General features: G+C 46.8%; 12 protein-coding genes. 4 read left to right on the top strand and 8 right to left on the bottom strand.

Annotated elements, in window-relative coordinates:
* Positions 1-38: 38 nt before the first annotated feature.
* From SP90_RS07690 to SP90_RS07710, 4 genes are all read right to left on the bottom strand, one after another.
* Positions 39-767: a septal ring lytic transglycosylase RlpA family protein gene (locus tag SP90_RS07690; protein WP_066854238.1), complete on the bottom strand. Its 729-nt coding sequence runs from the start codon at positions 765-767 to the stop codon at positions 39-41.
* A gap of 111 nt (positions 768-878) precedes the next feature.
* A complete protein-coding gene (locus SP90_RS07695; protein WP_066854240.1) occupies positions 879-2,702 on the bottom strand; it encodes a triose-phosphate isomerase in 1,824 nt (607 codons plus the stop codon).
* Positions 2,662-3,486 carry a hypothetical protein gene (locus SP90_RS07700; RefSeq protein ID WP_066854245.1) on the bottom strand — a complete coding sequence of 275 codons (825 nt, stop codon included), beginning with the start codon at positions 3,484-3,486 and terminating at the stop codon, positions 2,662-2,664. Before SP90_RS07700 ends, SP90_RS07695 begins: the two co-directional genes overlap by 41 nt.
* 338 nt (positions 3,487-3,824) lie before the next feature.
* Positions 3,825-4,082 (bottom strand): hypothetical protein, encoded by a 258-nt coding sequence (locus tag SP90_RS07710; RefSeq protein WP_066854249.1) that lies wholly within the window; start codon positions 4,080-4,082, stop codon positions 3,825-3,827.
* Positions 4,083-4,606: 524 nt separating this feature from the next.
* On the opposite strand from SP90_RS07710, the gene dsrA reads away from it, so the two are divergent.
* The 4 genes from dsrA (at position 4,607) to SP90_RS07730 (ending at position 8,978) form a co-directional block, all read left to right on the top strand.
* Positions 4,607-5,920: a dissimilatory-type sulfite reductase subunit alpha gene (gene dsrA, locus SP90_RS07715; RefSeq protein ID WP_066854251.1), complete on the top strand. Its 1,314-nt coding sequence runs from the start codon at positions 4,607-4,609 to the stop codon at positions 5,918-5,920.
* A gap of 18 nt (positions 5,921-5,938) precedes the next feature.
* Positions 5,939-7,084 carry a dissimilatory-type sulfite reductase subunit beta gene (dsrB, locus tag SP90_RS07720; protein ID WP_066854252.1) on the top strand — a complete coding sequence of 382 codons (1,146 nt, stop codon included), beginning with the start codon at positions 5,939-5,941 and terminating at the stop codon, positions 7,082-7,084.
* A gap of 80 nt (positions 7,085-7,164) precedes the next feature.
* The gene (locus SP90_RS07725) at positions 7,165-7,401 is read left to right on the top strand and encodes a dissimilatory sulfite reductase D family protein (RefSeq protein WP_066854254.1); all 237 of its coding nucleotides are present in this window, start codon (positions 7,165-7,167) and stop codon (positions 7,399-7,401) included.
* 95 nt (positions 7,402-7,496) lie between these two features.
* Positions 7,497-8,978, top strand: a complete 1,482-nt coding sequence (locus SP90_RS07730) for a cobyrinate a,c-diamide synthase (protein ID WP_066854256.1) — start codon at positions 7,497-7,499, stop codon at positions 8,976-8,978.
* 181 nt (positions 8,979-9,159) lie between these two features.
* Here the strand turns inward: SP90_RS07730 and SP90_RS07735 are convergent, their stop codons facing one another.
* From SP90_RS07735 to SP90_RS07750, 4 genes are all read right to left on the bottom strand, one after another.
* Positions 9,160-9,630 (bottom strand): DUF721 domain-containing protein, encoded by a 471-nt coding sequence (locus tag SP90_RS07735; protein ID WP_066854257.1) that lies wholly within the window; start codon positions 9,628-9,630, stop codon positions 9,160-9,162.
* 183 nt (positions 9,631-9,813) lie between these two features.
* Positions 9,814-10,860, bottom strand: coding sequence for an FUSC family protein (locus SP90_RS07740; protein ID WP_066854259.1), 1,047 nt, complete (start codon positions 10,858-10,860; stop codon positions 9,814-9,816).
* Between the two features lie 226 nt (positions 10,861-11,086).
* Positions 11,087-12,649 carry a flavin-containing monooxygenase gene (locus SP90_RS07745; RefSeq protein ID WP_066854261.1) on the bottom strand — a complete coding sequence of 521 codons (1,563 nt, stop codon included), beginning with the start codon at positions 12,647-12,649 and terminating at the stop codon, positions 11,087-11,089.
* Positions 12,636-14,240, bottom strand: coding sequence for a flavin-containing monooxygenase (locus SP90_RS07750; RefSeq protein WP_066854263.1), 1,605 nt, complete (start codon positions 14,238-14,240; stop codon positions 12,636-12,638). Before SP90_RS07750 ends, SP90_RS07745 begins: the two co-directional genes overlap by 14 nt.
* Between the last annotated feature and the right edge of the window lie 559 nt (positions 14,241-14,799).

The raw sequence follows: 14,799 nt of genomic DNA on the forward strand, positions 1-14,799 counted from the left end.
AATAAAAAAAACCCGCATTACGCGGGTTTTTTTTATTACTATCTGCCGGCATAGATAAATGCACCGGAATATTTATTATCAAGAGAATTCCGCGCGCGTTCTGCAGCTCCGTATGTGAAATACGGCCCCACCTGAACCTTCCATATGCCTCTGTTCAAGTCCTGACGCAAACGGCATGATCGCCCTGATTGAACAAGACGCTTGCGAAGTGTCTGGGCATTAAACTTATCATCAAATGACCCCACCTGAACATAGAACGTGCCACTGGTGTTTTTTTTTGCAGATGCAACAACGCTGTGATTGGGTCCCCCGATGGCGACAATCTTGACAGGTGCTGTTCCCGGCCCGAGCATGCCAAGCTTTTTTGCAGCCGTGTATGTCAAATCGATTACGCGCCCTTTCACAAAAGGGCCTCTGTCATTTACGCGGACAACAATAGAGCGTTTATTGGTCTTGTTTGTAACACGCACCATTGTACCGAACGGCAAATTTTTATGCGCAGCAGTCATGCCGTACATATTATACCGTTCACCATTGGCTGTTTTTTTACCGTGAAATTTTTTACCGTACCAGGAAGCTTTGCCATGCTGTACAAAGCCATTCGACGAAGCGAGTTTATGGTACTTTTTCCCCCAGACAGTATACGTACCGGCGCTTTGAGACTTTGATCGTGTAGAGGGGGCATGCGGTGTTCCAATATGACTTTTCCCGCAACCTGCAAGCGAAAACGACAAAGCAATACAAAGCGAAAGAATTACGATTCGCAACGAATACTCCTAAAAAATAAGACATCAGAAAAAGGGTACCCGTTGGCTATAATATTAAAAGAACGCATGCTGCAAGAGGCAACATGCGTTCTTTAATAGTCTTTACGTTATCTAACAAAGAGTATCTGGTTTGCGTTCTTCTTCAAGCTCGCACTCACGCTGGAGCAGCTGCTCGAGCATGATGTCTGCGCCAATGACGCCGGTAATATTATCATCACCGTCTGTAACCGGAGCAGATACCGTCAGGATCAGCTGACCTGTAAAGTGCGATGTATACAGATTGGTAATATGCAGCTTGCCAGTCTGTACCGGCTTCTGGAACCATTCTCGGGATGAGAAATCAAACCCGATTCCAAGCTCGTCGTACTTCTCTTTAAAGCGGGTATCTGTAATTTCAGCAGCAATCAGTCCACCCTCATTATCGGTAAGGTAGAGGTACTGAATAAACGGATACTCTTTTACAAAGTTTGTCAGACAACCGTAGTTTTCTTTTGCAAGAATCACGTTGCAGTCAACGGACAGCTTTGTAATGAGATGCGCAGCAAGAATGTGTGCAACCTCTTTAAGGTTGTCAAAGTCAGTACGGAACATTTCCGGCATATATCTACGAACGAGTCGTTCCATTTCCTTGTTAGAAACAGAGGTTGAACGGCCGTTCTCGTATGCCTCCATGATGCGCTTGTACACCTTGCCTACTGCAGGATGACGCTTGGAAACCTCACTGTCGCCAGTCAGCTTCAGTGTCTGGTTAATCCAGTACGCAACCCCAGCCCTGCCTGACTTATCTGTGATAATGATAGGTACAGGACGATTAAGCAGGCGGGAGGTATCAAAGACGTTGTAGATTTCCTCGTTCTTTGCGAGTCCGTCCACATGAATACCCGCACTGGTTGCGTTAAAGTCACGTCCGACAAACGGATAGTTGTCCGCAACTTTATATTCCAGCTCTTTTTCAAAATATTCACTGATCTCACTGATTACGCGAGTATCGGCTGCTTCATCATCACCGGTAAGTGAAATGTATTCAATAATAAGCGCCTCAATCGGCGAGTTACCGGTTCGTTCACCAAAGCCGAGTAATGTCCCGTTTGCTCCGGCACAGCCATGCAGCCATGCTGTTACTGCATTAACCAGTGTTTTATGAAAATCGTTATGTCCGTGCCATTCAAGCCATTCACTCGGCACACCTACCTCATCCGTAAATGCACGCACAATACGTGGAACAGAACGCGGAAGCGTTGCTCCCGGATACGGCACACCATATCCCATGGTGTCACACATACGGATTTTAACCGGCAACCCGCTCTGACGGGAAAGTTCCATCAGCTTTTCTGCAAACGGCAGGCAGAATCCATAGATATCTGCGCGGGTAATGTCCTCAAAATGACAGCGGGGTGAAATTCCCCATGCAAGAGCCTGCTCAACCACCTCAAGGTAGTTGCGCATTGCCTTTTCACGATCAAGGCCAAGTTTAAGATAAATATGGTAGTCAGAGACCGAGGTCAGCATACCGACCTCTCTGAACTCCATGCTCTTGGCTATTTTCAGGTCATCTTTATGGGCACGTATCCATCCTGTAATTTCAGGATATTTGTAGCCCCTTGACCGGCAGGCATCAATGGCACGTTTATCTTTATCTGAGTACATAAAGAACTCGGAAGCACGGACAAGCCCGCTTCTGCCACCGAGTCTGTGCAGCATGTCAAAGATAGTTTCAATCTGTTTTACCGTGTACGGAGGTCTTGCCTGCTGACCATCCCGAAATGTCGTATCGGTGATGAACATTGGCTCCGCTGGACGCGGCGCCACCAAAACATCATCAAACGCGATACGGCTGATCTGCTTATAGGGATACAGATCGCGGAAATACTCACCTTGTTCAAGGTTCTCAAGTTTAAGTTTCGACGTCGCGCGATTTAGATGAAACAAGGTCACAGTTCTTTACCCTCCTTGGAGACGAGTCCATTAACAATTCTTCAATATGTTGGCGCATTGCGGCAGCTCTGGTACACGCAGAGTTAAGCTGCGCTGCTTCTGTAGCTGCCTCCAACGCCTCATCCAGGCGTCCTCCTTCCGAAAGCCCTTCTGCGGCCAGAATATACATTTCTTCCGGCACCGTTCCGTAGATAGAAGAGATTAACGTGTCATAGTCCTTGCCGAATACGTTACGCACAAGCGTGTTTCTTGAATAAAACAAGCGGGCAAGCAGACGGTTCTGCCTGTGGTGCGCACCATAGATACAAAAGAGAGTCTTGCAGCGTGCAAGTAAAAACGAAATACGCGCAATTTCGCGGGACATACTCTCACGGGTCTCCCCGAGCAGCTGCGAAAAAGGCTCCACGATATCCTGAATGCCATCTTCAGCTGCAGGCTGCTCCATTGCCAGAAACAACGGGGCGTAATGCTGCTGTTGATACGCATCCTCTTTTAACTTGATACATTCATGAAAAACATAGCTGATCGCCCAGTCCAGCGCTTTGGCAACCACAGGCGCCTGTGCATCTGTTCTGAGCAGATGATGAGCGGTATCCTTCAAACGCCAGAGCAACCCTTTGTTCATAGAGCTGCCCAGCAGGTCACGCACTTGTGTAAACGAAACCGCTCCAGAATCTGCAAACCGTGCAAATTGCTCTTCAAGAATGCTCGATACCATACAAAAATCACGCATAATATCGCGCGCAAACTCTTCTCTATTGGCTTCTATCCATCGGCGGGACATGATCACCTCATCTATTGTTGCATCGGTCACAGTACACAATTTTACAAAAAAGGCAAAATTGACAACTCAACAAATTCCTCAGTCTACTTTCCGCAGCTAAAAACAGGTTCAACTGCCAGAGTTCGTTGATTATTCAACTGAACGATTTTCCGCGCAAGATGTTTTTTGATCAACATACGCATGAAAACCATTTTCCATTATTCTTACTGCAACCCATGAGACTAACATTATATATACGCACTGCTCTACACAGGTAGTTAAAAAAATAACGGCAATGCTGAATTCAGCACTGCCGCTAGTTGCATACAAAGCACATGTATACATGCAGCCCAAGGCTGCTAATTTTCGTTAAGTAACACTTTTGCAACAGAAATATCGTAGAAAAGCATAGGGTCAGCATCGCGCCCCATCTCTTTGTACATTTCTGCCGCCTGTTTAATGGCTTCGTACGGCACCCAGCCGTGCTGATCCCATACCTGTTCGTTATCTGCACGCCAGAGACGAAACTCAACATCATCTGCGTTGCGACGAACATACACACGGGTTTTTTTATCATTCGGTGCCGGATAGTAGTAGTGTCCAAGCTGATCTTTCATTGCAAACCTCACATAGTTCTTGAGTGGCTTTGACCTTATTTACGCATTCAGGTCAAGCCTGCTGACAGCCGATTTTTGTAAGTTAACGACAGCTCGTTTGCACAGCAGGATATTTTACATCTTATTACACTTTGTGTTTTTTACTTTTTTCATACAAACGGCGCTTTGTGAAAAAAAGAACTTATAAAAATATGCACTTTCTTTTTATGAAAGTTCGTTATGTTAGCACCCCGCTGCAAACTTAAATTGTCAGCGTATAACGGGCGGTTTGCGTTGTTTTTCTGCAACTTAGAAATAGAGAATGCTATACACAAACTTATGAAATCTCCTTGACAAACCGAGGCGATCTTTCTAGCAAGAGATAACTTTGTCCAAAAAATCACGCCCTTTTTCAGGAACAAAATCTTAGACCAGATTTACTCCTTATAAGGTGCGTCCATCTCGACCGCTCCTCAGATCGCCTGCGGTGGGATGGAAAGTGTCTGGTGTAAAAACACATACCAACTTTTTGTGGAGGTAAGGTAATGGCGAAACACGCAACTCCTATGTTGGATCAGCTCGAAAGCGGCCCATGGCCAAGCTTTGTATCCGACATTAAGCAGGAGGCAGCAAACCGTGCTGCTAACCCTAAAGGTCTTGATTACCAGATCCCTGTAGATTGTCCTGACGATCTCCTCGGTGTTCTGGAACTTTCTTACAACGACGGTGAAACTCACTGGAAACACGGCGGTATCGTAGGCGTATTCGGTTACGGTGGCGGCGTTATTGGTCGTTACTGTGACCAGCCAGAGCAGTTCCCTGGCGTTGCTCATTTCCACACCGTACGTTTGAACCAGCCTGCTGGTAAATACTACACCACTGATTTCCTCCGTCAGCTCTGTGACATCTGGGACCTCCGTGGCTCTGGTCTTACCAACATGCACGGTGCAACAGGTGACATCGTACTTCTCGGTACCACTACTCCTCAGCTCGAGGAAATCTTCTGGGAAGTAACTCACGATCTCAACAACGACCTCGGTGGTTCCGGTTCTAACCTCCGTACTCCAGCAGCGTGTCTCGGTGAGTCCCGTTGTCAGTACGCATGTTACGACACTCAGGCTTGTTCTTACAACCTGACCATGGAATACCAGGACGAACTTCACCGTCCAGCGTTCCCATACAAGTTTAAATTCAAGTTCGACGGCTGTCCTAACGGTTGTGTAGCTGCTATGGCTCGCTCCGACTTCTCAGTTGTTGGTACTTGGAAAGATAGCATCAAAATCGATCAGGAAGCTGTAGCTGCTTACGTTGCTGGCGAATTCAAGCCAAACGCAGGCGCACACTCCGGTAAAGATTGGGGTGCATTCGACATCGAAGCTGAAGTTATTAACCGTTGTCCTTCCGCTGCTATGAAGTGGGAAGGTGGCAAACTCGCTATCGATCGTTCTGAATGTGTTCGTTGTATGCACTGCATCAACACCATGCCTCGTGCTCTGCGTATCGGTGACGAACGTGGCGCTTCCATCCTCTGTGGTGCGAAAGCTCCTATCCTCGACGGTGCTCAGATGTCTTCCCTCGTAGTTCCTTTTGTTGAAGCAAAAGACGACTTTGATGAAATCAAAGAAGTTGTAGAAAACATTTGGGATTGGTGGATGGAAGAAGGTAAGAACCGCGAGCGTCTCGGTGAGACCATGCGTCGTCTTTCCCTCCAGAAGCTCCTCGAAGTTGTTGGTCAGGAACCAACTGCTCGCAACGTACAGGAACCTCGTCACAACCCATACATCTTCTTCAAAGAAGAAGAAGTACCTGGTGGTTGGGACCGTGACATCAACGAATACCGTAAGCGCCACCAGCGCTAAGAAGAGGAGTACAATAACATGGCATTCATCTCTTCTGGTTACAATCCAGCTAAACCAATGGAAGGCCGTATCACAGATATCGGTCCTCGTGAATTTACCGAATTCCTTCCTCCAGTAATCAAGGCTAACAAAGGTAAGTGGGCATACCACGAAATCCTCGAGCCTGGTGTACTGGTTCACGTTGGTGAATCCGGTGATAAAGTATTTACCGTTCGCGTAGGTGCTGCACGTCTTATGTCTGTTACTCACATTCGCGAAATCTGCGAAATTGCTGACAAACATTGTGACGGCTACCTCCGTTTCACTACTCGTAACAACGTTGAATTTATGACTGACAGCGAAGACAAACTCGCTGCTCTCAAAGAAGATCTTGCTTCTCGTAAATTCGACGGTGGTTCTAACAAGTTCCCTGTAGGTGGTACTGGTGCTGGTATTTCCAACATCGTTCACACTCAGGGTTGGATCCACTGCCACACCCCTGCAACTGACGCATCCGGTCCAGTTAAAGCTGTTATGGATACAGTTTTCTCTGACTTCCAGGATCACCGTCTTCCTGCACCAGTTCGTATTGCTCTCGCATGTTGTCTCAACATGTGTGGTGCTGTACACTGCTCCGACATCGGTATCGTAGGTATTCACCGTAAACCACCTATGATCGACCACGAGTGGACTGACCAGCTTTGTGAGATCCCTCTTGCAGTTGCTTCTTGTCCTACCGCTGCTGTTCGTCCTACCAAGGTTGAACTCGACGGTAAGAAAGTTAACACCATCGCTATTAAGAACGAGCGCTGCATGTACTGCGGTAACTGCTACACCATGTGTCCAGCTCTTCCTATCTCCGATGGCGAAGGCGACGGCGTTGTAATCATGGTTGGTGGTAAGGTTTCTAACCGTATCTCCGAGCCTAAGTTCTCTAAAGTAGTAGTAGCATACATTCCTAACGAGACTCCTCGTTGGCCTACTCTTACTAAAGACATCAAGAAGATCGTTGACCTTTACGCTGAACACGCTAACAAATACGAGCGTATCGGTGACTGGATTGAGCGTATCGGTTGGGAAAAATTCTTCGAGCTTACCGGCTTCGAATTCTCCCACCACCTCATCGACGACTTCCGCGACCACGCTTACTACACCTGGCGTCAGACTACCCAGTTCAAGTTCTAAGCACGGTTTATTCTGTATTAATGCCGGGTGGAGGACTCCTCCACCCGGTTTAACGCTTTAACCACCACTAGGGGTTCCCCATGGAAGAAGCAAAAAACATTATTGTAGAATTTATTGAGTCTAAATCTAAGTCTAAATCTAAATTCTACTTCAATGACTTTCTCCCTCTTTTCCCTGACATGAAGCCACGTGAAGTGAAGAAAATTCTTTCTGCTCTCGTAAAAGAAGAAGTAATGGAATACTGGTCTTCCGGTTCCACTACTATGTACGGTCTCAAAGGCGCTGGTAAACAGGCTGCTGCTGAGCACGAAGAGTAGGCTTTTTGCTCTCAAAGAGCGTAAGGCGTATGGACTGTTGTTCATACGCCCTTTCTTTTTTCCCCTATAGAATTTAATAAGCAGCAAGACAGATTATGAACTTTCCACGACTCATCATTGCCGGCCTCAACGGCGGAACAGGAAAGACTATCACCAGTCTCGGCACTACCCGTGCGTGGAGCCGCAAAGGCAGAATCATCAAGCCCTGCAAAAAAGGGCCTGACTATATTGATGCCAAATGGCTGGCACTTGCTGCTCAGCACCCTTGCACAAACCTGGACCCGTATCTTCTGGATAATGCAACGCTCCTTTCCCTGTTTGCCACAGCAACAAAAGGATATGAAGGCGCATTAATCGAAGGGAACCGCGGTCTGTTTGACGGAAAAGATGTAACAGGCACCTGTTCAACAGCAGAGCTTGCACGCATCCTCAACGCACCGGTTATCCTCGCTATGGACTGTACCAAAATGACCCGTACAGCCGCTGCAATCCTTACAGGCATGCTGAACTTTGAAGAAGGGGTACACATCGCAGGCGTTGTTCTCAACCGCACTGCAACAGATCGCCACCGCTCAATCCTGCGTGAAACGATTGAGCACTACACAGATGTTCCTGTCCTTGGCTGTCTGCCAAAGATCAAGCAGAACCCGATCCCTGAACGACATATGGGACTTATCTCCAACGCTGAGTATGAAGGGACAAATACCGCCCTTGAACAGGTCGCAGACATCATCGAAGAACATCTTGATGTAGAAGCCATGTGGCAAATCGCCACAGCCGCTTCAAACCTTCCAGAACAGCCAGACGTGTGGGACATGACAGAAAAGATTGTGACAGGGGCAAATGCAGCGCCGCACATCGAGTCTCAATGCGCAACCACCATGCCACAATGTCCTGAAGTGCAAGCAACAGCAACCGCAGCTCCGCGTATCGGCTACGTTCATGATGATGCACTCTGGTTCTACTACGACGAAAACCTGCAAGCCCTGCAACACGCAGGCGCGCAGCTCATTCGCCTTTCAGTGACTTCAGATGCAGACTGGCCTGAGATTGATGCGCTCTATCTTGGTGGCGGCTTTCCAGAAACTCTGCACGAATCCATAACTGCAAACAAAAAAATCTGCGAACATGTTCATGCGCTCGCAGAAAAAAATATGCCTATCTACGCTGAATGCGGTGGCTTCATGTACCTGTGCAAAGCTCTTGTTCAAGAAGGAGCAACCTCACCAATGTCAGGCGTGCTTCCTGTAAAGACAGAACTTTGTAAGCGTCCTCAAGGACTAGGCTATATTGATGCAGAAGTCATAGAACCCAACCCGTATCACCCTGTTGGCTCCATAGTCAGAGGGCACGAGTTCCACTACTCAAAGTGCATAGTAGAAGACGAACAGCCTACCTTCGGCTTCCGTATGTCAAAGGGATTTGGAATGGGTGAGCGACTTGACGGTCTCATCTACAAAAACGTGTTTGCATCCTACACCCACCTCTTTGCATTAGGCGAACCGCACTGGGCAGTGAACTTTGTTCGAGCTGCCCGCGAGTTCAAGACTGGCAGATCCATTTCTATCGCAGAATAAGTAAATGGGTCAGTAGGCTGCTCCGGCGGATCTACGACGCTTTTATTTTTTGCCTCCGGCGGGCAGGCTCTGCCTTGCATCCGCAGGGGGGAATCCCCCTTGACCCTTTTAAGGGATACCGTAATGGGTACTCATTGCCGAAGTCAGAGTATGAGCAAGGTTCTTCTTTTTACGAGACAAATTACTTGTCTTCTGAATCCTCTTTCTTTCCGTCATACATTGCTACATACTTCTTATAGCACTTGGTTACCGGCGAATCAGGATCAAGAATATGCTCCAGATTCCCCAAATCCTTAGGGCGTGGTGGAATTTTCGGACGCGCCTGCTTAAATACAGGCATAGTCATATTATCCAGAGACTCGCGTCCCTGCATCAATTCGACCTGCACGGTATCAAACATATCTTTGCCTAAAAACGCGTTAACACGCTCCAGTACTTCATACGTCTGTGCAGAAAGCTCATATTGCGCCATGTTATCGTCAGCACCGATGATGATGGTACGGTCTTTATGACCCAAAGGACGACCAAGCTCAGCCAGCTCCTCTCCCATCACCATATCCCAGTTCTGCCACAACGGCACAAGCGGCATATGTCTGTCGCCACCTTTTTCATACAACAGCTTACCCAGCATTTTACTTGCGCGGTGTTCCATAGTTCCTCACTGCCCTGATGTGCATCCTTTGAAAGGGTGTCCATATTAACAAGACACCACACCATACCTTCAGTTTGCAGCAATGCCCAGAGTTCTTACTCTTTTTACAGAGACTTCATAACTAAGGGAAATCAAAACACTACTTCACCCATAGGTAGTGACATTCTCGATACGTAAAAGGTATTACACTCGTTTGTATTTATTTTGGCGCGTAACAGAAAGAAGCAAATCTTCACCCAACTGCTGAGCGCTGTGGTAAAAACTGACAATCTGCATCATATCCCGCATGGAAACTCGTTGAAAACCGTCAGCCCTCAACGAATCAAGACGCCTGTCAGCGCTGTACAGCGCCTGCTCAAGCTTACGGGTATCAGGTATCACATTTCGCCCGATTGCCCGCATGACTCCCTGCGATTCCTTCACAAGCTTACGAATCTCTGTTTCCATCACAATACAATAATTACTGTCATGCAGTTCATGCACCACATGCAGCATGGCATGAAGGTGCTCTATACTCTGCACCAGCGTCTCAATCTTAATATCAAGCATCGCGGAATCATCATCAACAAACAAACGTTCATGACGAAGATAGCCACGGAATAATTCACGATTATAGTGAATCTCGTCTTCCAGATCGATTAGCAGCTCTTTGCAGGGATCACACTTAAGCGCCATGAACGAGTTCACGATAATATCGTACTTATCAGCACAGCGCGTAAACTGCTCCTGCAAGCGCTCTTTCAGTTCCGCACTCGCATGGTGCGGCCAGATCAGCAGCGCAACAATAAAGGTAGAGCACACGCCTATGCCGATCTCTAAAACGCGGTACAGCGCATAATGAATGTAATCACCGGAAGCTTGGGGGGCGAGCATAACAATGGTCACGGTTATCGCTGCCATTGAAAAACGGTTGGTATAGCGCTTCAAATACCCGCACAGTGCCACTGTCACAAGAAATCCGGCCAAACGCCAGTGCTCGGTTTCAGGGATAAGAAATAGTGCTGTCATACCCATTACAGCGCCGATAGCCGTACCCACAAGACGGTACATGCACATCTGAATAGACGCAGCAACATTTCGCTGCATAACAATCACAGCGCTGATGACTGCCCAGAACCCTAAGTCCGGAGCGGTGAGGGAGGCAAAAAAATAGGAAAGAAGTGCGGCAAGTGCGGTTTTTATCCCGTACTTGATGTAGTCCGTTCGCTGGCGCGAACCTGATAACAGCATTGTAAAACGCTCCTGTTGAACAGCCAGTCTGTACGGATTGTCCTAAAAAACAGGATGGACGCGTAATCCGAATTAAAAATGTGCAAAAGTTACAGCCTGCCTGCTTTCGCAAGAACTATAGTAACGAGTACACACTTGCAAGATTTTTTATATTTCAAAAATGGCACTCTGCGGCACATGCCTTTTGATAAATTAGCATGTTATGAATATCTGCCCTCCAGCAACATCAGTTATTATTCCGTATCACCTTGCGGACAAAGGCAGAAAATGTGCCATCGTTTTTTCTTACCGCCAGCTGCTCCAACTTCTGCTTTTCCTCTTCAGTAAACTGTCCACTTGTCATCACAGAAAATTTCGCTGCTTCTTCTATAATCCGTTGTGGTGCATCCGTCAGCGCATCTACGCCACTCAGCCTGTACGTCACTGGTGTTATGGGCCCGAAAAGAAGATAACGTGCAAGCTCAGGGTGCGCATACATATCCGGAGCAAATCCCCCAAGTTCGGAAAGCAGATACGAAAAGGTAAACAAATTAACCTTAGCGTGTTGCTGTGGCGCTGCCATATATTTTGTAAAATCTGCAAGACGCGCTGCACGAGTTGTTGGCTTATTCACTCCGCACAATTCATATGCAATCATTCGTGCCTGCTGCTCTGTGGAAACAAAGACAGAACCGGAATGAAACCAGAACCCGATAAATGCTAACGTAGAAATATCTGGATGGAAGGTATGCCACGCCAAAGGAATATGCTTACGGGTTGGCTGAATAATCTGCTGCAATGGCTCACTCAAAAACGGAAGCTCAAGATCATACCCAGTGCAAAAAATCAGCGCATCCACATCGTGTACACAGCTTCCATCACTAAAATAGACAGTTCTACCGTCAATACGTGAAATCCATGGCTTTGGAAAAATATATCCCTCAGCAACCAGTGAAAGAAATGTTTCGCTGGTGGAAGTACCTGCAACAACCGGATCAGGGTCAGGCTTGATCGAATTATACCGTTCCGGTCTCCCCATTGTTTCAAGCAACAATGTTTTAGTACGCTCAACATTCTCTTTTTTCGACAACGTCTCACTCAGCAAGCGTTCATACCGTGTATGCTTGAAATATTCGAGAGAGCGTCCCTGATACAAACGTCCTGCAAGATATTTTGCACGTCTGCTTGCTGTAATAATCTGTTCAGCCCCTTCCATTGCCAGTGACGTGGATATCTCATAAGCGCTGATACTTCCTCCTGCTACCAGCACGCGCATGCCACGAAATTGCCGTGGAATTTTATACCGATACGAATGTGAAACACCACCCTTTCCCGTAAACGCATAGAGGCCATCCACATCAGGTATATACGGTCTGGTAAACCTTCCTGAGGCAACCACCACAGCATCAAACTCCTCACAAATTACTGTTTGCTCTTTATGGAGCGCTGTTATTCGCCAACGGTCTTCTGCATATTCCAACAAGGTGACACGCGTATTAAATCGTATATTTTCAAGGAGACAATAGGTTGCAGCATATTTTTGGAGATAGGAAAGAATAGACTGATTACGCGGATACAATGGAATATCCTGCGGGTGCTCAAGATCACTGAACTTTGTGGTTACAGAACACGTATTAGTACGCATGGAAGGCCAGACCCCGCTGTAGGGTGAAGCAGAATCCCATTGCCCGCCTACACCAGAGTATCGCTCAAAAACAACAACCTCAGCCCCATGTTTTTTCAGATAGCGTGCAGTGACAAGACCGGATGCTCCAGCACCGATTACAGCTACTCTTTTACGCCCAGACATCGCGCCCCCGTACTGTTTTTTGCACACGCAATATATTGTGTACAAGGGCTGTAAACGCTGTACTGTTCTTCCGTGCAGCCAGTTCCTTCAGCAATTCACGCTCTGTACTGGTCAATACAGGGCTTGTCATTTGCTCAAACGTACCTGCTTCACGGACTATCCTCGCAGGCGCATCAGGTAATGCATCAATGCCGGTCAGACGAAATGAAGCCGGAGTTAACGGGCCGAAAAGTAAATATCTGGCAAGCTCAGGATATGCGCTAATATCAGCTTCGAATCCACATAACCGGGCATGCTGTATTGTTAAGCGGTTTATCTGGAGCATACCATGCAGCTTTGGAGTTACCATATATTCTTTCAAAGCACGCTCAACGGCAGCTTCAGACACAGGCGGCACTACACCACAGCACTGATAAGCTATAAACCGTGCTTGCTGTTCTGCCACAAGGAACATGGAACCATTAGGCAACCCGAATCCCGTAAAATACAGTTCCGGCAATTGAGGATGAAGCGTGAACCACGCAAGAGGAATATGGTGTTTTTGCGGTTGCAGAACTTCGCGGATCGATTCACTGAGAAAAGGCACATCCAAATCAAATCCAGTGCAGAATACCAGAGCATCGACATTTTCCTCGGATGTTCCATCAACAAAATAGATTGTCTGCCCTGCAACATGCTTAATGCGTGGCTTTTGCCTGATCCTGTCCTCAGCAATGAACAATAAATATTCCTGACTCATAGTTGCACCGGCATCAGCGATATTCTCTGACGGCTTTATACCGCCATACTGTTCAGGGCTGCCGCAACGGGAGGTAATGAACGTTTTGAACTCATCCAAATCCTGTTCAAGAGAATTCAATTCGCTATGCAATGCACCGTATCGTGTAAGATTTATGTATTCCGCAGGTCTTCCGCACATAATTTTTTGAAAAACGTAGCGGGAATTACGCACGGAAGAAACCACAGTTGTTTCAAGCTTGGCTATATCTGAAGCAACTTCGCATCCACTGGTGCTTCCCCCCACGACAACAACACGTTTCCCTTCATAGTCTTCTTTTCCTGAATATCTGCTGGAATGGATTACACCGCCCGTGCCCGAAAAAGATGCTAATCCTGAGATGTCGGGCATTGCAGGAATTGAGCAACGTCCGGTTGCCACAACAACCGCATCAAAATAGCTGCTTTCTTCACGGTCATGACGGCTCCTCCACGTAAGCAGCCAATTCCCTCTTCCATGTTCGTCTGCTGAGGCAGGTTCCACTTGGAGTACTTCTGTCCCCAACTCAGTGACGTCAAGTACACCTAACTGCTGAGCGTATTGCTTCAAGTAGGAAAAAATAGATGTGTTTTCTGGAAACATGGAAACATCAGCGGGATATTCCATATCGCTGAACCGCGTTGTTAGGGAGCATGTATTGGAATGCATAGAAGGCCAGACGGCACTGTAGGGAGAGGAACAATCCCATTGGCCACCAATATCAACATGCCGCTCAAAGACCGTCACTTCTGCTCCATGAAGCAATAAATATCGCGCGCAGGCAATACCGGATGGCCCTGCCCCGATAACTGCCACTTTTTTCGAACCCGCCATACCATTTCTCATTAGTCGAGCTTACTGTTCCTGACGTAAGCAAGAAATTATAGCTGGTCAGCAACCTTGCCTCCCACTGCAAACCGCCTTCGAAAAATGCAGCGGTAACATACCAAACCAATTATGAATCACCGGATTTTTCTAAAAACGCTAATGAAAAATGCAAGTTTTTCTCTAAATTTTACGTTAATTCATTTTTTTTGCATAAAATAATACCGGCTTATTCATATTCAAAAACAAACTAAAAAAAATGACATCAACACTCTCAGCTCCAAACACAAGCCGTATCCCACTGCATAGAACATCAAAAACTCCTCTGGTTACTGATGTTTTACCAAGAGCACTCCACAAAAATAGTCTTATTACTCTGCATTATAAGAAAATCTAAACTCAACAAGAGACGTATCAAGAAGTATTACAGCATAGAACAACATACAGTTTTTCCTTTGCCCCATTGTACTGTTGAATTAGATTCAACTAAGTTACTATCTGTTTTAAATATATATTTCTAATAACACTCATTAAAAACGCATTTCCAATACCCCTCATCACGTACCCC

It is taken from the genome of Halodesulfovibrio spirochaetisodalis (assembly GCF_001672295.1).
Lineage (GTDB): Bacteria > Desulfobacterota > Desulfovibrionia > Desulfovibrionales > Desulfovibrionaceae > Halodesulfovibrio > Halodesulfovibrio spirochaetisodalis.

Bases quoted from the DNA above. Each gene is read 5' to 3' on its own strand.
- SP90_RS07725 (WP_066854254.1), top strand. From the start codon at position 7,165: ATGGAAGAAGCAAAAAACATTATTGTAGAATTTATTGAGTCTAAATCT.
- SP90_RS07700 (WP_066854245.1), bottom strand. From the start codon at position 3,486: ATGTCCCGCCGATGGATAGAAGCCAATAGAGAAGAGTTTGCGCGCGAT.
- SP90_RS07730 (WP_066854256.1), top strand. From the start codon at position 7,497: ATGAACTTTCCACGACTCATCATTGCCGGCCTCAACGGCGGAACAGGA.
- SP90_RS07710 (WP_066854249.1), bottom strand. From the start codon at position 4,082: ATGAAAGATCAGCTTGGACACTACTACTATCCGGCACCGAATGATAAA.
- SP90_RS07740 (WP_066854259.1), bottom strand. From the start codon at position 10,860: ATGCTGTTATCAGGTTCGCGCCAGCGAACGGACTACATCAAGTACGGG.
- dsrB (WP_066854252.1), top strand. From the start codon at position 5,939: ATGGCATTCATCTCTTCTGGTTACAATCCAGCTAAACCAATGGAAGGC.
- SP90_RS07750 (WP_066854263.1), bottom strand. From the start codon at position 14,240: ATGGCGGGTTCGAAAAAAGTGGCAGTTATCGGGGCAGGGCCATCCGGT.
- SP90_RS07735 (WP_066854257.1), bottom strand. From the start codon at position 9,630: ATGGAACACCGCGCAAGTAAAATGCTGGGTAAGCTGTTGTATGAAAAA.
- SP90_RS07745 (WP_066854261.1), bottom strand. From the start codon at position 12,649: ATGTCTGGGCGTAAAAGAGTAGCTGTAATCGGTGCTGGAGCATCCGGT.
- dsrA (WP_066854251.1), top strand. From the start codon at position 4,607: ATGGCGAAACACGCAACTCCTATGTTGGATCAGCTCGAAAGCGGCCCA.